The 17,860-nt window shown below is 72.0% G+C and carries 17 protein-coding genes and 1 pseudogene; 6 read left to right on the top strand and 12 right to left on the bottom strand.

Annotation, left to right across the window (positions count from 1 at the left end; translation table 11 throughout):
* Positions 1-9: 9 nt before the first annotated feature.
* Both ACSHV8_RS28700 and ACSHV8_RS28695 read right to left on the bottom strand, forming a co-directional pair.
* Positions 10-660, bottom strand: coding sequence for a uridine kinase (locus tag ACSHV8_RS28700; protein ID WP_436520560.1), 651 nt, complete (start codon positions 658-660; stop codon positions 10-12).
* 180 nt (positions 661-840) lie between these two features.
* Entirely contained in the window at positions 841-1,761 is a 921-nt protein-coding gene (locus ACSHV8_RS28695; protein WP_436520558.1) for a siderophore-interacting protein, read from the bottom strand.
* Positions 1,762-1,877: 116 nt separating this feature from the next.
* Here ACSHV8_RS28695 and ACSHV8_RS28690 point away from each other — a divergent pair, with 116 nt between their 5' ends.
* A complete protein-coding gene (locus ACSHV8_RS28690) occupies positions 1,878-2,333 on the top strand; it encodes a response regulator (RefSeq protein WP_436520556.1) in 456 nt (151 codons plus the stop codon).
* Here the strand turns inward: ACSHV8_RS28690 and ACSHV8_RS28685 are convergent.
* A complete protein-coding gene (locus ACSHV8_RS28685) occupies positions 2,330-4,003 on the bottom strand; it encodes a methyl-accepting chemotaxis protein (protein WP_436520554.1) in 1,674 nt (557 codons plus the stop codon). The genes ACSHV8_RS28690 and ACSHV8_RS28685 overlap by 4 nt on opposite strands.
* A gap of 107 nt (positions 4,004-4,110) precedes the next feature.
* Between ACSHV8_RS28685 and ACSHV8_RS28680 the strand changes: the two genes are divergently transcribed.
* Complete coding sequence (locus tag ACSHV8_RS28680) at positions 4,111-5,610, top strand: PP2C family protein-serine/threonine phosphatase (RefSeq protein ID WP_436520552.1); 1,500 nt, start codon at positions 4,111-4,113, stop codon at positions 5,608-5,610.
* A gap of 283 nt (positions 5,611-5,893) precedes the next feature.
* Here ACSHV8_RS28680 and ACSHV8_RS28675 read toward each other — a convergent pair whose 3' ends face one another.
* From ACSHV8_RS28675 to glnII, 3 genes are all read right to left on the bottom strand, one after another.
* Entirely contained in the window at positions 5,894-6,280 is a 387-nt protein-coding gene (locus tag ACSHV8_RS28675; protein WP_436520550.1) for an ATP-binding protein, read from the bottom strand.
* Positions 6,273-6,602, bottom strand: a complete 330-nt coding sequence (locus ACSHV8_RS28670; RefSeq protein WP_436520548.1) for an STAS domain-containing protein — start codon at positions 6,600-6,602, stop codon at positions 6,273-6,275. The genes ACSHV8_RS28675 and ACSHV8_RS28670 overlap by 8 nt, the downstream gene beginning before the upstream one ends.
* A 160-nt stretch (positions 6,603-6,762) precedes the next feature.
* On the bottom strand, positions 6,763-7,770 hold the full coding sequence (gene glnII, locus ACSHV8_RS28665) for a glutamine synthetase (RefSeq protein WP_436520546.1): 1,008 nt from the start codon (positions 7,768-7,770) through the stop codon (positions 6,763-6,765).
* A 315-nt stretch (positions 7,771-8,085) separates the two neighbouring features.
* Here glnII and ACSHV8_RS28660 point away from each other — a divergent pair, with 315 nt between their 5' ends.
* The gene (locus ACSHV8_RS28660) at positions 8,086-8,961 is read left to right on the top strand and encodes a universal stress protein (protein ID WP_436520544.1); all 876 of its coding nucleotides are present in this window, start codon (positions 8,086-8,088) and stop codon (positions 8,959-8,961) included.
* A gap of 165 nt (positions 8,962-9,126) precedes the next feature.
* On the opposite strand, the gene ACSHV8_RS28655 is transcribed toward ACSHV8_RS28660, so the two are convergent.
* The 3 genes from ACSHV8_RS28655 to rho all read right to left on the bottom strand — a co-directional run bounded on the left by ACSHV8_RS28655 (position 9,127) and on the right by rho (position 12,092).
* Positions 9,127-10,008: a helix-turn-helix domain-containing protein gene (locus ACSHV8_RS28655; RefSeq protein ID WP_436520542.1), complete on the bottom strand. Its 882-nt coding sequence runs from the start codon at positions 10,006-10,008 to the stop codon at positions 9,127-9,129.
* A gap of 47 nt (positions 10,009-10,055) precedes the next feature.
* Complete coding sequence (locus tag ACSHV8_RS28650; RefSeq protein WP_436520540.1) at positions 10,056-10,850, bottom strand: SAM-dependent methyltransferase; 795 nt, start codon at positions 10,848-10,850, stop codon at positions 10,056-10,058.
* 87 nt (positions 10,851-10,937) lie between these two features.
* Positions 10,938-12,092 carry a transcription termination factor Rho gene (gene rho / locus ACSHV8_RS28645; protein WP_436520538.1) on the bottom strand — a complete coding sequence of 385 codons (1,155 nt, stop codon included), beginning with the start codon at positions 12,090-12,092 and terminating at the stop codon, positions 10,938-10,940.
* A gap of 224 nt (positions 12,093-12,316) precedes the next feature.
* On the opposite strand from rho, the pseudogene ACSHV8_RS28640 reads away from it, so the two are divergent.
* Positions 12,317-12,530, top strand: a pseudogene (locus tag ACSHV8_RS28640) (helix-turn-helix domain-containing protein); the annotation flags it as partial.
* Positions 12,531-12,736: 206 nt separating this feature from the next.
* Here ACSHV8_RS28640 and ACSHV8_RS28635 read toward each other — a convergent pair.
* A complete protein-coding gene (locus ACSHV8_RS28635) occupies positions 12,737-13,597 on the bottom strand; it encodes a L,D-transpeptidase family protein (protein WP_436520537.1) in 861 nt (286 codons plus the stop codon).
* 83 nt (positions 13,598-13,680) lie between these two features.
* Here ACSHV8_RS28635 and ACSHV8_RS28630 point away from each other — a divergent pair, with 83 nt between their 5' ends.
* The gene (locus ACSHV8_RS28630; protein ID WP_436520535.1) at positions 13,681-14,682 is read left to right on the top strand and encodes an LLM class flavin-dependent oxidoreductase; all 1,002 of its coding nucleotides are present in this window, start codon (positions 13,681-13,683) and stop codon (positions 14,680-14,682) included.
* Between the two features lie 7 nt (positions 14,683-14,689).
* Here ACSHV8_RS28630 and ACSHV8_RS28625 read toward each other — a convergent pair whose 3' ends face one another.
* A complete protein-coding gene (locus ACSHV8_RS28625; RefSeq protein WP_436520533.1) occupies positions 14,690-15,139 on the bottom strand; it encodes a MarR family winged helix-turn-helix transcriptional regulator in 450 nt (149 codons plus the stop codon).
* A gap of 62 nt (positions 15,140-15,201) precedes the next feature.
* On the opposite strand from ACSHV8_RS28625, the gene ACSHV8_RS28620 reads away from it, so the two are divergent.
* Positions 15,202-16,758 (top strand): MFS transporter, encoded by a 1,557-nt coding sequence (locus tag ACSHV8_RS28620; protein WP_436520531.1) that lies wholly within the window; start codon positions 15,202-15,204, stop codon positions 16,756-16,758.
* A gap of 245 nt (positions 16,759-17,003) precedes the next feature.
* Here the strand turns inward: ACSHV8_RS28620 and ACSHV8_RS28615 are convergent, their stop codons facing one another.
* Positions 17,004-17,852 (bottom strand): PfkB family carbohydrate kinase, encoded by an 849-nt coding sequence (locus ACSHV8_RS28615; RefSeq protein ID WP_436520529.1) that lies wholly within the window; start codon positions 17,850-17,852, stop codon positions 17,004-17,006.
* Between the last annotated feature and the right edge of the window lie 8 nt (positions 17,853-17,860).

Here is a 17,860-nt window from a genome sequence, read left to right as displayed (position 1 = left end):
TTTCCGGGGTCAGCGGATCGTGGGGGCGGACGGGTCGGTGTTGTCGATGACCAGGGTGGCGCGGTGTGCGGGGGAGCAGGCGGCGAAGTAGAGGCGCTGACCCTCGACGTAGCGGCGCATCCCGGGGTGGGACGGGTCGGGCGGGGTGCCGTCGCGGGTGGACATCCGTCGGGCCGTCTCGGTGAACGGCACGTCCAGGAAGAGGGAGAAGTCCCAGCCGGCGACCAGTTCGTCGCGGTGCAGGAAGATGCCGTCGACGATCAGGACCGTGCCCGGCGGGGCCTGCCGCGGGTCCGGGTCGAGCCGGGCGTCGGTGGTGACGTCGTGGGCGGCCGGGCGGTACAGGCCGGAACCGTCCGGGCCGAACGGGTCCAGGACGTCGGCGCGGAACCGGGGATAGTCGTAGGAGTCCCGCCAGAAACCTTCCGGGGAGTCCCGCCCGCGGTGGTGGCGCAGCGCCCGGACCTGGTGGAAGTCGTCGATCGAGACCCGGGTGGCCGGGCGGCCCCGATCGCGCAGGACCGCGGCCAGCTCGTCGGCGAGGACGGTCTTGCCCGAGCCGTCCGGCCCGTCGACCCCGACCCGGACGAAACCCGGACCCCGGTCGGGGATCGCGTCGGCGATGCGGTTCAGGACGAGCGACCGGGCGGGCGTGAGCATCCGGCCAGCATGCCAGCCGCCGTCGACGGGTTTGTTGCTCTGACCGCGACCACCCGACCACGTCGCCCTTGCGGGCTGAGCGTTCTGGGCGCGCCAGCGCCCTGCTCGGCCCGGAAGGGTCCCCGCGGGAGCGACGGTCTGTACCCCGGCGGACCTAGGCAATGAAGATTTTGAAGGTTTTCAGCATTCGGCTCGGCCGAGGCGCCAGTAGCCCATGAAGGCGACCGCGCGACGGTCGACGCCGCAGGTGGCGACCAGGTGGCGGCGCAGGGTCTTGATGACGGCGGCCTCGCCGGCGAGCCAGGCGTAGAAGCCGTCGGTGGCCTCGGTACCGTCCGGGACCTCCCAGAGCAGGTCCTCGTCGACGTCGACGTCCTCGAGGTCGGCGGTGGTGACGCCGGCGGCGTCACCGAGCAGATGGGCGGCGGCGGCCTGGACGGCCGGGACGAGCTTGACGCCGTGGTCGGCGCCGTCGCGCGGGATCCAGGTCACGCGGATGCCCGCGGGGGCGGAGACGAGCAGCTCGTCGCCGGTTTCCGGGACTTCGAGGAGGGCTTCGCCGCGGGTGTCGGCGGGCAGGCGGGACAGGATCGAGGCGATCGCCGGGACGGCGGTCTCGTCGCCGACCAGCAGGACGCGGTTGGTGCCGGCCGGCGGGTGGAAGTCGATGCCGCCGGAGTTGCCGGTGAACTCCGCGTTCGGCCCGAGCAGGCAGGCGATGGAACCGGGGGCGGCGGCGACGGCCCACCGGGAGGCCGGGCCGGAGACGCCGTGCAGGACCATGTCGACGTCGACCTCGCGGTCGGCGGCGCGGACGTTGCGCACCGTGTACGTCCGGATCGGGTTCTGCCGTTCGGCCGGCAGGGAACGCCACTGCGTGTACCAGTCCTCGCCGGTCGGCAGGTGGTCCAGGCCGGAGTCGGCGAGCGGCAGGAGCAGCTTGATCCGCTGGTCGAAGCCGTTGTCGGCGAACTTGTCGAGATCCTCGCCGGTGAACGTGACGCGCACGAAGCTCGGGCTGAGCCGGGTGATCCGGGCCACCGTGACCGGGAAGAACCGGAACGGGACCGCTTCGGTCGACGGAACAACGGTCTGGGTCATTAGGTAACCCTAACCTAAGCCACCGGGCGATCCGCAACCCGATCGCACCTGTGAGATCCCTGCCGACCGGGGAAGGTCGGACGATCTCACGGGTCCCACCGCAGAAGGAGCCGGAGATGTCCCAGTCCTCCACCACCACCTTGACGTTCAGCGACGCCGAGGCCGGCCTGACCTGGCCGATGGGCGACTGGTCGGCCGCTCTGGAACCGCCCACGGTGCTGATCGCCGACGACGACGAGGACATCCGTGACCTGGTCGGCACCCGGCTGCGGGCGGCCGGATACCGGACGCTGGTCGCCTCCGACGGCCGGACCGCGATGGCCCTCGCGGTGGGCGAACGGCCGTCGCTGGTGCTGCTCGACCTGTGCATGCCGGGGCTGGACGGGCTGGGCTTCTGCTACGAGCTGCACTCGTCACCGCAGACCGCGCACATCCCGGTGATCTTCATCAGCGGGCGCGGGGAGCCGGCCGACCTGGACCTGGCGCGGGTCGTCGGGGCCGAGGACTACCTGGTCAAGCCGCTCGACCCGGCCGACCTGCTGCGCCGGGTCCAGTTGCTGCTCGGACACTAGACCCGGAAGCGCGCGACCACGTCCCGCAGCTCACCGGTGACCCGGGTGAGCTCGACCATCGACGCGTCGGCCTCGCCGAGCGCGGCCGTCGTGGCCTGCGCGGCGCCGGCCACCGCGTTGATGTTGCCGGCGATGTTCGAACTGCCGTTGGCCGCCTCGCCGATGCTGCGGCTCATCTCGTTGGTGGTGGCGGTCTGCTCCTCCACCGCCGACGCGATGGTCACCTGGTAGTCGTTGATCTCCGAGATGATCCGGGAGATCTCCTGGATCGCGGTCACCGCGTTCTCGGTGTCGGCCTGGATCGCCTGCACCCGCTGGGAGATGTCCTCGGTGGCCTTCGCGGTCTCCTGGGCCAGATCCTTCACCTCGGTGGCGACCACGGCGAAACCCTTGCCGGCCTCGCCCGCGCGGGCCGCCTCGATCGTCGCGTTGAGCGCCAGCAGGTTCGTCTGCTCGGCGATCGTCGTGATCGTCTTGACCACGTCGCCGATCTCGGCCGACGAGGTGCCCAGCTTGGCCACCGTGTCGTTGGTGGCCTGGGCGACCCCGACCGCGCGGGCCGCGACCTGCGCGGCGCTGCTCGCGTTCTCCGAGATCTCCCGGATCGACGCGCCCATCTCGTCGCTGCCCGCCGCCACCGACTGCACGCTGGTGGAGACGTCGTCGGCCGTACCGGCGACCATGCCGGCCTGCTCGGCGGCCTGCCGCGCCTCGGCGTCGAGCCGGCCGGTGATGCCGCTGAGCCGCTCGGTGACCGTCCCGAGCGCGCCGGCGTCGTGGGTGAGCTGCCGGACCGTGGTCTGCAGGCCCTCCCGGGCCCGGTTCACCGCCTGCGCCATCTGGCCCAGCTCGTCGCGGGACCGGACCTCGGCGGCCACGGTCAGATCGCCGTCGGCAACCGCGCGCAGCGCCGACGACACGGTGGCCAGCTGCCGTTTGATCAGCCGGGTCACGCCGAACCCGACGAACGCCGCCACCACGAAACCGATCACCAGGCCGGCCAGGGTGATCAGGCGTGACCGCTGGTACGCCCGATCGCCCTGGGCGGTCATCGCGTCGGCGTCGGTCTCCTCGGCCTTCTGCAGCTCGGCCATGGAGGTGTTGATGCCGTCCTCGGCGGCGGTGAACGCCGGCAGGATCTGATCGACGGCCGGCATCTCGAAGCCGGACGGCGGCGTCTTCCCGAAGATGATCACGTCGCGCAGCGCCCGGTACCGCGTCATCGCCGTGGCGAACGCGTCGAGCCGGGTCAGCCTGTCCTTGGCCCCGGAATCGGTGGCGATCTTCCGGTAGGCGGCGGCCGACTCGTCGAGCTCCTTGTCGGCGTCGGCCGCGCCGGTGATGCCGAGCTGGTACAGCTGATTGGTCTTGTCACCCTGGGCCGACGACACGAGCAGCATGCCGCGGAACATGTTGGTCATGCCCTCACGCATGTTCGCGATCTGCTCCATGCTGTCCACGTGATGGGCCTTCATCAGCCCCAGGTCGTCGCTGAGCTGGGCCATCCGGCTGAGCGAGACCATGGTCACGACCAGCGCGACCACGGCGACACAGGCCGCGGTGATCGTGCTCTTGACCAGCAGGCTGCGGTCGCCCAGCACCCGTTCCAGCAGACCACGCACAACCGGTGACGCGGTCCGCGCGGTGACGCTGGTGTCCGGCTGCATCATGTCCTCCCTGGTGGCAGGACCCACTCTAGAAGCCGTCTCATGTCTTTTCGGCGGTATCGCCCAAGTCGTGCTGGGAGTTGCCCCTCGGAGGCCGGTAGGCTGCGGAGATGGCCGACGAGGAGGTGGTCCGCGAACTGCTCGCCGCCGTGCCCGCCGGCTGCAGCTGGCTGCTTCCGATCACCGCACCGGACGGCCGGATCGTCGACTTCCGGGTCGCCGCGACCAGCGACCAGATCCGCGACATCTACGGCCGCGGCACGCAACGGGTCGACGGCCGGTTCAGCGAGCTCTACCCGTCGCTCGTGGACGGCCCGCTCTGGCGGCTCTACCTGCGGGTGATGCGCACCGGCGAGCCGGCCACCATGGACGAGTTCCGCTACGACGAGTCCCGCCCCGGTGTCGTCGCCGAGTCCCGCTTCGAGATCACCGTCCACCCCGTGCTCGGCGGCCTGCTGGTCTGGTGGAACCGGGTCGACGAGCACCGCCGCCGGATGGAGAGCACCGAGCTGCTCGGCAGCCTCGGCTGGGCGGAGTACGAGCTGGTCACCGGCCGTTCCGAGTGGTCCCCGGGGATGTATCGGATCTTCGCCCGCGACCCCGCGCACGGCCCGCTGTCCCGCGCCGACCAGGCCGCCGGCATCCTCCCCGAGGACCGGGGGATCGCCGAGGCCGCCTGGCAGACCCTGGACGTCGGCGCCACCTCCGACGTGACCGTCCGCTTCCGCATCGGCGAGCAGGTCAAACACCTGCGCATCCTCTCCGACCTGTCCCTCGACGCGACCGGCCGGCCGGTGAAGATCTACGCGGTCGTGCAGGACGTGACCGCCCGCGTCGCCACCCGCACCGAGATCGAACGCCTCAGCGACCAGGTCCGCATCGGCGAGCTGACCGCGCTGGCCGAGCACCGGCTGGCCCGGCAGCTGCAGCAGATGATCCAGCCGGTGCCGGCCGGCTCGTTCGAACTGGACGGTCTTCAGGCGATGGTCAGCTACCTGCCGGCCGAGAGCGCGTTGCAGGTCGGCGGCGACTGGTACCACGCGCAGACCCTGCCCGACGGCCGGGTCGCGCTCGCCGTCGGCGACGTCGCCGGGCACGGCATGGAAGCCGCCAACGGCATGGCCCACCTGCGGTTCGCCCTGGTCGCGTGGCTGTCCGTCGGGATCCGCGACCCCGGCCTGCTGCTGCGGCACCTGAACCGGCTGTGCGCCCAGCTCGGCATCACCGGCACCGCCGTCGTCGGCGTCTACGACCCGGACACCCGCCTGCTGCCGTGGGCCCGGGCCGGCCACATGGCCCCGATGCTCGGCCGCGACGGGCGCAGCACCGACCTCGACCGCCCGCCCGGGCTGCTGCTGGGCGCCGAGACCGAAGCCGACTTCCCGGTCGCCAACGCCCGGCTGCACCCCGGTGACCTGGTGCTCTTCTACACCGACGGGCTCGTCGAACGCCGCGGGGACGTGGCCCGCCGCGCCGCCGAGGTGCGCGACCACCTCAGCGCGGTGTCGGCCGCGCCCGGCACCGACCCGCTGCCGACCATCCACCGGTTGTTGCACGCGCCCAGCCCGGACGACGACACGTGCACACTCGCCGTCCACGTCCGAACCTGAACGACTCCCGACCTCGGTTCACACCAAACCCCAAGATCACATTCTTCATTGCCTCGGTAGGCCGGGGTACAGACCGTCGCTCCCGCGGGGACCCTTCCGACCCTCGCAGGCCGCTGGCGCGGCCAGAACGCGAGGCCCGAAAGGGCGACGTGGTCATTTGGTTGCGGTCAAACCAGGTTCCGGGGTGCCTCAAGGGTCGTGACGCACCCCGGAAGGCCGGCCGGGCGCGGGAGGCGCGGCCGGGGCTGGGCGAGCGCTGGCCGATGACGTACGCGCAAGGGTTTTAAAGATTGAGGCAGATGCGGACCAGGGTGCCGCCGGGGACCGTGGTCGTGTAGACGGCGTCGCAGACGCGCTCGACGATGGCCAGGCCACGGCCGCGAATCGCCTCGGCCGACGGCATGGCGCGGCCGAACGGGCGCGGCCCGCCGCCGTCGACCACGTCGCAGAGCAACCGGCCGTCCTCGACCCAGACGCGGATGTGGCCGCCGCCGCCGGTGTGCTGCAGGGTGTTGGTGGTGAGCTCGCTGACCGCGAGGGTGAGCAGGTCGACGCGGGCGGCGGGCAGGCCGAGGGCGCGGGCCCGCTCGGCGACGAACGTGCGGACGGTGCGCAGATCGTCGGGCTCGGTGTACGACATGCCGTCGGTGTCGGTGGGCTGCTCAGGCATGGCGGCGCTCTTCGGCCGGGGCCTGGAGCAGCGCGTCCAGCCCGGTCAGTTCGAGGACGGCGGCGACCGGGCCGCCGGCGTTCGTCACGTAGAGCCGCCCGCCCCGGCCCTGCGCCGCGTGGTGGGCGGTGACCAGGGCGTGCACACCGGTGGAGTCGAGGAAACCGACCTCGGCGACGTCCACGAAGACTTGGCCGGCACGGCTCACCGCGTCCAGCAGCGCGGCGGTGAGCCGGTCACGCGCCGCGAGGTCGCAATCGCCGGCCAGGAACACGGTGACGCGGTCAGGCTCAACGGCTGACCTCGCCTCGAAGCTCGCCATCGACCGTCGTACCTTTCCCTGCCATGGGAGTCTGCCCGGCCCATCATGACACCCGGCGGCGCGAAACGCGCCTACCGGAGTAATCCGGGACCGGAAAGGAATACGCGCGGGCGACCGGGGAACCGGTGCCCGCGCGTATCTCCGCTGAGGCTCAGAGGTCTCAGGCCTGGGCCAGGGCCTCGCAGCAGGTGTCGATCAGCAGGCGGGTGACCACGTACGGGTCGACGTTCGCGTTCGGGCGGCGGTCCTCGATGTAACCCTTGCCGTCCTTCTCGACCTGCCACGGGATGCGCACCGACGCGCCGCGGTCGGACACGCCGTAGCTGTACTCGGTCCACGGGGCGGTCTCGTGCAGGCCGGTCAGGCGCTGGTCGATGCCGGCGCCGTAGCCGTCGACGTGCTCCTGGCGCTTCTTGCCCAGCGACTCGGCCGCGGTGATGATCGCGTCGTAGTTCTCGCGCATCGCCTTGGTGGAGAAGTTGGTGTGCGCGCCGGCGCCGTTCCAGTCGCCCTTGACCGGCTTCGGGTCCAGGGTGGCGGAGATCCCGTAGTCCTCGGCGATGCGGTAGAGCAGCCAGCGGGCCACCCAGAGCTCGTCGGCCACCTGCGGGGCGGCCACCGGGCCGATCTGGAACTCCCACTGACCGGGCATGACCTCGGCGTTGATGCCGGACAGGTGCAGGCCGGCCTCGAGGCAGGCGTCCATGTGGGCCTCGACGATCTCGCGACCGAAGACCTCGTCCGAGCCGACGCCGCAGTAGTAGCCGCCCTGCGGGGCCGGGAAGCCGCCACCGGCCGGGAAGCCGAGCGGGCGGCCGTCCTTGAAGAACGTGTACTCCTGCTCGATGCCGAAGATCGCCTCCTGGTCGGCGTACTTCTCGGCGACCGCGCGCAGCGGGGCGCGGGTGTTGGTCGGGTGCGGGGTGCCGTCGATCAGCTCGACCTCGCACAGCACGAGGATGTGCTCGCCGCCGCGGATCGGGTCCGGACAGACGAAGACCGGGCGCAGCACGCAGTCCGACTTGTCACCGGGCGCCTGGTTGGTGCTGGAGCCGTCGAAACCCCAGATCGGCGGCTGCTCGCCGGCGGCCAGGATCTTCGTCTTCGACCGGAGCTTCGCGGTCGGAGCGGTTCCGTCGGTCCACAGGTACTCGGCCTTCACAGCCATTCAGATCTCCTCAAACGTTTTACGGCGCCGGATGGCAGTGCCGGACGACCCTGGCGCGGCGCGAGGAGGCTAACGGCCGAAGATCAAATCCATGTTTCCGATCCCGAACAGCGGACGAGTGATCCTGGTAACCACGATGTCACCATCGTCTGCCGCTGGGTGACCCACGGTCTTTTCGACCGGTGTGGCGGAGGAAGTGCCGAAGGTCCTGTCCACATCGAAGCGATGGGCCCATAATGTGACGGGCCACACACCCTTGCCCGGGGCGGGTCCAGCACGCACGATCGGGGGAAGCAGGGCAGAGGAGGCGCCGCCGTGCACACCCAGAGGATCGTCGTCGGCTACGACGGCTCGGCCGAGGCGCGCCAAGCGGCGCGCTGGGCGCTCGACGAGGCGGAACGGAGCGGACTTCCGGTCGAGCTCGTCTACGCCTACGAGTGGCCCAGTTACGTCCCGGCCGCCGCGATGATGCCGGCCGCCGCGGTCTACCCCGACCTCGACACCGATCTGGCCGTCGCCGACATGCTCGGCCGGGCCGTCGACACCGCGACCAACACCCATCCCGGCGTACGGGTGTCGGCCCGCGTCGAACACTCGACCGCCGCCGTCGCCCTGATCCAGCGGGCCGCCGACGCCGCGCTGGTGGTCCTCGGCGGCCGGCCGCCCACCGGCGTGCGCGCGTGGCTCGGCTCGACCAGCGGCTCGGTCAGCGCCCACTCGCACTGCCCGGTCGTCGTGGTCCGCGGCGAACCGCCGGTCACCGCCCCGGTGGTCGCCGGGGTCGACGAGTCCGAGGCGGCCGGGCCGGTGCTCGGCTTCGCGTTCGAACAGGCCGCCGTCCGAGGAGTGCCGCTGCGGGCGGTGCACGGCTGGTCCCCGCCGGACGGCCGGGACATGCTCTGCGAGACGAACCTGCGCGCGGTCGCCGAGGAACGCGGCCGGCTGGAGGCGATGGTCGGCTGCTGGCGACGGCGGTTCCCGGGCGTGCCGGTGAGCGCCGAGGTCGTGGTCGGTGCTCCGGGCGAGGTCCTGGCCCAGGCCGCGGCGGGCGCGCAGCTCGTGGTGGCCGGCGCCCGGTCCCGGCGGGCGTTGCGCCTGGTGCTGCGGCCGTCGGTCGGGCGGCACCTGCTGCATCGGGCGCGCTGCACGGTCGCCCTGGTCACCCGCACCCGCACCGCGATCCGCTTCTGACCCGCCGCTTCTGACCCGCCCGCTTCTGGCCCGGCGGCTTACAGCGCTGGCCGCTCGCGGTGCCCGGCTGGCGCTCAGGGCTGTTTTTCCGGGAAAAAACAGCCCTGAGCACCAGCCGGAGTGGGGACCCGCGCCGCGGCCCGGCTCCGGGACGGCCTCGCGGGGTCAGATCTTGCCGGCGTCCAGGTCGTCGAGGATGCGTTCCAGGAACTTCGGGGTCTCGGCGGGCGGCTGGGCCTCGATGAACAACCGGCCGATCGCCGCGGCGTAGTGGTCCACCTCCTCGCGCTTGTCCAGGTACAGCGCGCTGGTCAGGTGCTCGATGTAGACCACGTCGGGCAGTTCCTCGTGCGGGAACCGCAGGATGCTGAACGCGCCGCCGGCCGCGGCGTGACCGCCGGAGTCGAACGGGACGACCTGCAGCCGTACGTTCGCCGACTCGCACGTCTCGATGAGCGCGACTATCTGCTCACGCAGCACCGCCCGCCCGCCGATCGGCCGGCGCAGCACCGCCTCGTCGAGCACGGCCCAGAGCCGGGGCGCGTCCGAGCGCTGCAACACCTTCTTGCGTTCCATGCGCAGCCCGGCCCGCCGGTCGATCTGGTCGGCGCCGGCGTTGCCGTGGCCGAGCCGGATGACCGCCCGCGCGTACGCGTCGGTCTGCAGCAGCCCCGGGACGAACTGCACCTCGTACGTCCGGATCAGCTCGGCCGCCTGCTCCAGGTCCAGATAGTTCTGGAACCAGGTGTCCAGCACGTCACCGTAGGAGTGCCACCAGCTCGGCGCGTTCGCCTCCCGGGTGAGCGTGAGCATCCGGTCGTGCTCGGCCCGGTCGTCGATGCCGTAGAGCCGGAGCAGGTCGACGATGTCGCGCTCCTTGAAGCCGACCCGGCCCAGCTCCATCCGGCTGATCTTGGACTCGGACGCGCGGATCTCGTAGCCGGCCTGCTCGCGGGAGAGCCCGCGCGCCCGGCGCAGGGCACGAAGGTGAGCGCCGACCTGCAGCCGGCGCACCGTCGAGCCACCTATGTCGTGTTCCTCCGCCAAGGAAACCTCCTCGGGGGCAGCCTAGACAGTCGACCAGCAGGAAGCGATCAGGACTTGCGGCCGACCGCGCAGAACTGGCTGATCTCGGGAGCGTCGGCCGCGCCGGCCTCCGGACGCCAGCGCGTCACCGACACCACGCCGGGCTCGACGAGCTCCAGGCCGTCGAAGAGCGAGGCGATCCGCTCGGGCGTACGCAGGTGGTACTTCGGGTTGGCCGAGATGTTCCAGATCCGGGTGGCCTCGCGGACGTCCGGGTCGGTGTCGCTGCCGTCGTACATCGCGAAATAGCTGCCCGAGGGGAAGCGGGCCAGGATCGCGTCGACGATCTCCTTGGCCTCCTTGTCGGACTCCACGTGACCGAGAATGCCCATCAGCATGAGCGCGACCGGCTGGTCGAGGTCCAGCGTCTCGGCGGCCTTGGCCAGGATCCGCTCCGGGTCGTGCAGATCCGCGTCGATGTACGCCGTCCGGCCCTGCGGGGTGCTGGTCAGCAGCGCACGGGCGTGAGCCAGGACGAGCGGGTCGTTGTCGACATAGACGATTTTCGCGTACGGGTTCGTGTCCTGCGCGACCTCGTGCGTGTTGTCGGCCGTGGGCAGTCCCGTGCCGATGTCCAGGAACTGGGTGACCCCGGCCTCGCCGGCCAGGAAACGCACGGCACGCACCAGGTACTGCCGGGACAGGCGGGCGTGGGTGGCGAAGTGCGGCAGCGAGGCGACGATCTGGTCGCCGACGGCACGGTCCACTTCGAAGTTGTCCTTGCCGCCGAGCAGGTAGTTCCAGATCCGGGCGGTCTGCGGGACGGTGGTGTCGAGCTTGGGGGCGTCGGTCGGATCGGTCACGCGCGCACGTCCTCGGGCTGGGCGGACCCGGCGTCCTCTGTGGATCCGCGGCGATCGGTTCGGCGCCAGCATACCGATCCGGGGCGGTCACGCCAGAGAGTGCGCCACCCGGCGGAGAAATTCCGCGTTGGTCGCGGTGCCGCGCAGCTGCGTCAGCAGTTGCCGCATGCCGTCGCGGCGCTCCTGGCCGCCCAGCGCGCGGCGCACCTGACCGATCACGGCCAGCTCGGACGGCGACAGCAGCAGCTCGTCGTGCCGGGTGCCGCTGCCGGCCAGGTCGATCGCCGGGAAGACGCGGGCCTCGGCCAGCGAACGGTCCAGTTTGACCTCGGCGTTGCCGGTGCTCTTGAACTCCTCGAAGATCAGGGTGTCCAGGGCCGACCCGTTCTCCACCAGGGCGGTCGCGATGATCGTCACCGAGCCGCCGTTCTCCAGGTTGCGGGCCGCGCCGAGCAGCCGTTTCGGCGGCTGCAGGGCGGTGCTGTCCAGGCCGCCGGAGAGTGTGCGCCCGCGGCCGGCCGGGGCGACCAGGTTGTAGGCCCGGCCCAGCCGGGTGAGCGAGTCGAGCAGCACGACCACGTCCTCGCCGAGCTCGGCCAGGCGTTTGGCCCGCTCGACGGCGAGCTCGGCGACCGCGGTGTGCTCGTGCGGCGGCCGGTCGAAGGTGGCCGCGCAGATCTCCGCCTTGGTCGTGCGCTGCCAGTCGGTGACCTCCTCGGGCCGCTCGTCGACGAGCACGGCCATCAGGTGGATCTCCGGATGGTTGGCGGTGATCGCGTTGGCGACCTGGTGCAGGACCGTCGTCTTGCCGGCCTTGGGCGGGGCGACGATCAGGGCACGCTGGCCCTTGCCGATCGGCATGGCCAGGTCGAGCACGCGGGTGGTGAGCACGTCGCGCTCGGTCTCCAGGCGCAGCCGCTCCTGCGGGTAGAGGGCGGTGGCCCGGTAGAAGTCCGGCCGCGCGGCCGGCTCGCGGCCGTTGACCGCGGTGACCTGCAGGTGGACCGGCTTGCCGGCGCGGCCGACCCGGGCGAAACCGGTCACCCGGTCACCCCGGCGCAGGCCCAGCCGGCGGACGTCGGCCACGGCCACCGGCAGGTCGTCCGGGCCGGGCAGGTAGCCGTCGGCGCGCAGCCAGGCGCGGTCGTCGACGATGTCGAGAAGAGCGTCGACGGCGACGGTCTCCTCCGGTGCGGTCGGCAGCTGACGCTGCGGTTTCTTCTGGGTACGGAGATCTGTCATGTGATGTGGCTCCTTGGAACGGGCGCGGAGCGGCCCGGATGGAAAGCGACGCTTCTCGTGGCGCGTCGTATGGTGTGGTCACGCGCTCAGGAGGCGCGTGGTGTGGTGAAAAATGTCCGGGCGGGGAATGCCACCGGCTTCCGGATTGCCCCCACCGTAGCACTGTTCGCGGATCCGGCCCAGTAGGGCAGGATGGACGTCACAGGCCGCGGGGAGGGGACGACATGCCACTGTTGCGCCGGGTCATCGGATCGGTGCTGCGCCGGGTGCGCCAGCGCCAGGGCCGCACGCTGAAAGAGGTCGCCACCGCGGCCGGCGTGTCGCTGCCCTACCTGTCGGAGGTCGAACGCGGCACCAAGGAGGCGTCGTCGGAGATCCTGGCGGCGATCTGCCGGGCCCTCGGCCTGCCCATGCCCGACCTGCTCGACCTGGTCCGCGAGGAGATGCTGCACTCGGCCCCGATCGTGGCGGCCCGCCGCCCGGTCCCGGCGGCGCGGATCAGCGCCCCGGTCCGCTCCCGCACTCCGGGCGCGACCTGTTCGGTGTCACGTCTGAGCGGTGGCCGCCCGCGCACCCGGCTGACCTGCGCGCGGCGTCCCGCGCACATGACGGTCACCTGCTGAGCGGGGGCTCCACGCCGGCGGTCAGGCGAGGACGGTCAAAGGTGTCCCGGGGCCGACCTCGCCGACCAGCTTCTGCTGGGCCGGGCCGGGCATCCGGAGGCACCCGTTGGATACGTTGTGCCCGAAGACGCTGCTCTTGTACCAGGCGTGGATGCCGGTGTGGGCCAGCTGGAACACCTCGGCCATCTTCTCCGGCTCCTCCGGGATCGAGCCGAGCACCAGCGCGTCCATGTTGAGGTAGATCTCGCCGTGCATGCGGGTCGTGCCCATCACATACGTCCGGCCGACCGGGGTGGGCGTCGCCTTGGAACCGATCGCCACCGTCCACCGCTGCTGCTCCTGGCCGTCCCGCAGCCAGATCAGCGTGTGCTTGGAGAGCTGGGCGATCAACTGGTCGCGCAGCGCCTCGGTGGTCCAGCCGCCGGGCGGGACCCAGCCGATCCGCCGGTTCACCGACGGGACCAGGACGGCGACCCAGCCGTCGCGCTGCTCGACGATCGGCACGACCGTGCGCAGCCCGCTGATCGTGGACGGCAGGAAGGCGCGCGGCTTGCCGCCCGGGGCGTCGTAGAGCGCCACCTTCTTCTCCGGGTGCAGGCCCTGGGTCGCGGCGACCGTCGAGTTCTGCTCCGGGTCGGCGGGCAGGCCGCTCGGGCCGGCCGTGTACTTGATCACCGGCAGGTCGGCCGGCGGTTTCGCGGCGGGCGGGGTGGTCGCCGGGGTGCTCGGGGACGGCGCGGCCGAGGAGGCGACCGGGGTCACCCACCGGCCGGCGGTCGCGTCCGCCTCGCGCCCGTGGGCGAACGCCACGGCGGCACCGGCGGCGAGCACCACCGCGACCGCCGCGGCGGTCAGATAGGCACGGGTCCGGGGGCTGGACATCGGCCCAGACTAGCCACCCCGGCGAAAAGATGAAGGATCTTGTAAACACGAAGTGGTTCACATCTCCGGGATAGGGTGCGGGCATGCTGCGCAAGCTGGGTTTTCTCACCATCGGTCTGTTCGACGAGGCGGATCCCCGCCGCGGTCACGAGTCCACCCTCGAGATCATCGAGCTGGGGGAGCGGCTGGGCTTCGACAGCGCCTGGCTGCGGCACCGGCACCTGCAGTTCGGCATCTCGTCGCCGGTCGCCGTGCTCGCCGCCGCCTCCCAGCGCACCAGCCGCATCGAGCTGGGCACCGCGGTCATCCCGCTCGGCTGGGAGAACCCGCTGCGCCTGGCCGAGGACCTGGCCACCGTCGACCTGCTCACCGGCGGCCGGCTCAATCCCGGCATCAGCGTCGGCCCGCCGATGAACTACGACCGCGTCAAGGACGCGATCTATCCCGGCACGGCCGATGCGGAAGACTTCAGCTACGCCCGGGTCGAGCGATTGCTTGCTTGTGTACGGGGTGAGCCCGTCACCGACTTCCGGGGCGCCGTCGGTTTCGAGCAGTTCTCCGACCGCGTCCAGCCGCACGCCCCCGGTCTCGCCTCCCGGCTGTGGTACGGCGGCGGTTCCCTGCGTTCGGCCCGATGGGCCGGTGAGCACGGCATGAACTTCCTCACGAGCAGTGTCGTCAAGGCCGAGGAGTCGGAGGACTTCGCCGAGATCCAGCTCTCGCACGTCCGGGCGTTCCGCGCCGCCCACCCGGACGGCGACCGCGCCCGCGTCTCCCAGGGCCTGGTCGTCATCCCGACCGACTCGGCCTCGGCCGCCCAGCGCGCGAAGTACCGGGCGTATGCCGAGCAGCGCACCCCGCGTACGACGTCGCCGCAGGGTCCGGCCCGGATGATGTTCGCGCCCGACATCGTCGGCACCTCGGCCGAGATCGCCGAGCGGCTGGAGGCGCATGTCGCCTTCCGGGAGATCGACGAGGTCGCGTTCGCCCTGCCGTTCACCTTCGACCACGAGGACTACGTCCAGATCCTCACCGACATGGCCGAGCACCTGGGCCCGGCCCTGGGCTGGAAGCCGGCGATCTGAGCCGCGCCTAGATGGTCGCGATCTCCTCGACGCCGGTGCCGGTGGCCTCGGTCATCCGGGTCAGCCAGGCGTTCACCACGGCCAGATCCGCGGCGGTGAAGCCGGCCGACAGCCGTTCCTCGACGGCCCGGACCGCGGGCTGCGCCTCGGCCAGCCGGGCCCGCCCGGCGTCGGTGAGGAACACCTGCTGCGAGCGGCGGTCGGACGGGTGCGGGCGCCGCTCCAGGAGCCCGGCCCGCTCCAGCCCGCTCAGCATCTCGTTGGCCGACTGCCGTGCGGTGGAGACGGCCCGCGCCACGTCGGCCACGGTGAGCCCGGGCTTCTGATCGAGCATCAGCAGCGAGGCGAACTGGGCGACGGACAGGTCATGGCGGACCAGTTCCTCGGCGACGGCGCCGCGCAGGGACAGCCACGCGTGCCGGACGAGGAAGGTCGAACACTCGAACGGGTACTCCACCGGACCATTGTGCGCTGCCCGCATTATTGACAGGTACCTGTCATTCCGACGATAGTGGCGACATGACTGTCAGGGACCTGTCAATCTATCCGGCCCGGCCACGACCCGTCCTGTCCGTGCTCGTCTTCGCCGCCGTGCTCATCTGGATCGACACGAGCATCCTGGGCATCGCCCTGGAACACCTGGCCGATCCGGCCGCCGGCCTCGACGCCACCCCCGGCCAGCTGCAGTGGGCCGTCGGGGCCTACTCGCTGCTGTTCGCCACCGCGCTGTTCGCCGCCGGCGCCCTCGGCGACCGCTACGGGCACCGCACGATCCTGGTGCTCGGCCTGCTCGGCTTCGGGGCCGCCTCGGTCTGGGCGGCCTGGGCGGGCGACGCCACGAGCCTCATCCTGGCCCGCGGGCTGATGGGCCTCGGCGGCGCGATGATGATGCCCACCTCGATGGCGATCATCGGGGTCACGTTCCCGCCCGAACGCCGGGCCGGCGCCATCGCCGCCTGGTCGGCCTCCAGCGGCGTCGGCGTCGCACTCGGCCCGCTGCTCGGCGGCGTGCTGGTCGACCACTTCTGGTGGGGTTCGGTGTTCCTGGTCAATCTGCCGGTCGTCGTCCTCGCGCTGATCGGGATCGCGCTGTACGTGCCCAACCCGAGGCAGGCCCACCGCCGCCGGCCCGACCCGGCCGGGCTGGTGCTCTCCACGGGCGGGCTCGCCCTTCTCGCGTACGGACTGATCGAAGCCGGTCAGGACACCGGCTGGGGCAGCCCGCGCGTCTGGATCAGCGTGCTCGCCGGTCTGGCCCTGCTGACCGGGTTCGCCGTCCTCGAATGGCGCTCGGCCGAACCCTCGTTCGACCCGCGGCTGTTCCGGGACGGCCGGTTCAGCGCCGGCAACGTCGCCCTGGCCGCGCTCTTCTTCGGGATCACCGGCCAGATGTTCTACGGCAACTTCTACCTGCAGGGCGCCCGCGGCATGACCGCGCTCGGCACCGGGCTGGCCTTCCTGCCCGGCGCGCTCGGCGTGGCCCTCGGCTCCGGGCTCGGCGCCCGCCTGGCCCGGCGCCACGGGGTCGGTGTCGTCAGCGGCACCGGCCTGCTCGTGGTCGGCGCCGCGTTCCTGGCCAACCTCGGCTTCGGCCTGCACACCCCGCTCGTCCTGTTCTGCGCCGTCGGCCTGGTCAGCGGCGTGGCCATGGGCTGCGCGATCGCCCCGACGGTGGCCGCGGTCATCGCCGTCCTGCCGGCCGACCGGATGGGCGCCGGCTCGGCCGTCAACAACACCGTGCGGCAGGTCGGCAGCGTGCTCGGCATCGCCGTGCTGGGCACGGTCCTGACCACGGCCTACCGTGACCGGATCGCCCCGGCGCTGGCCGCGCTGCCGGCCGCCGCCCGGGACGCCGCGTCACCGTCGGCCGAGCACACCCGGGCCGTCGCCGACGTCCTGCACCGCCCCGACCTGGCGTCGGCCGCCGACCACGCCTTCATCTCGGCCATGCACATCACCGCGGCCTCGGCGGCCGGGGCCACCCTCCTCGGCGGAATCCTGCTGCTGGTGGCCTTCCGGGGCCGCCGTCCCACGCCCGTCCCGTCGGGCGCCGCCTCGACCGAGGTCGCCGTGTGAGGGGGAACCACGCCCACCCGCGGAGGTGATGACCTCCAGAACCTGTCCACGGGGGTTTGTGGTTTGACCGCAACCAACCGACCACGTCGCCCTGGAGGGTTTCGCGTTCTGGGCGCGCCAGCGCCCTGCGAAGCCCGGAAGGGTCCCCGCGGGAGCGACGGTCTGTACCCCGGCGGACCTGGGCAATGAAGAATTTGATCTTGGATTTTGATGTTGGCCGGGGCTCGGCGACGTGAGGTGGTCGGTCAGCGGGTGGCGGACATCCAGGCCCGGGTGCCGAAGGACGCGCAGGAACGGGTGGCGACCGCGGCCGCCTCGTCGAGGGCCTCGGCGAACGTCGCGTCGGTGAGGGGCCAGCGGCGAGCGACCGCGACGGTCAGTGCGCCGTGCAGCACGTCGCCCGCCCCGAGCGTGTCGACCACGGTGACCGGCGGGACCGGCTGGGGGACGAGCCGACCGCCGGACCAGCGCAGGATCGGCCCTTCGCCCTGGCTGACGGCGATCCAGCGGACGCCGTGACCGGCGAGGTAGGCGGGCACGTCGGTCACGCCCGGCGGCCGGAAGTCGGCCGAGCAGACGACCACGTCGAGCAGCGGCAACAGGTCGGGTGTGGCGGTTTTCCAGCTGCCGGCGTCGAGCAGGGTCGGGATGCCGCGCCGGCGGGCCTCGGTGAGCACGGCGACGGCCAGCTCGGGGTAGTGGCCGTCGACCTGGACGGCCCGCGCATTCAGCAGCAGGCCGAGATCGGGATCGGTCAGGGTGCGGCCGGCGCCGTTGGTCGAGACGACCGCGCGGTTGCCGGCACTGACCACGATGCCGGAGACCGACGGGGCGTTGTCGTCGGCGGCCAGGTCGATCAGGTCGACGCCGAGATCGTCCAGGTCGGCGCGGATGCCGGCGGTGAGCGGGTGGCGGCCGACGGCGGTCATCAGCACGGCCTGCTCGCCCAGGTGGGCGGCGGTCGCGGCGGCGTTGGTGGCCGGGCCGCCGGCCGCGACGGTCTGGGCCAGAGCGGTCACCTTCTCGTTGGCGGCCGGGTAAGCCGACACCAGCTGAAGGATGTCCAACGTGCACAGACCGGCGAAGACGATCACGCGGATCC

The organism is Actinoplanes sp. HUAS TT8 (assembly GCF_051380535.1).
Taxonomy (GTDB): Bacteria; Actinomycetota; Actinomycetes; order Mycobacteriales; family Micromonosporaceae; genus Actinoplanes.
Note: the sequence above shows the minus strand (reverse complement) of the source record. Positions and strands in the feature narration are given on the sequence as shown.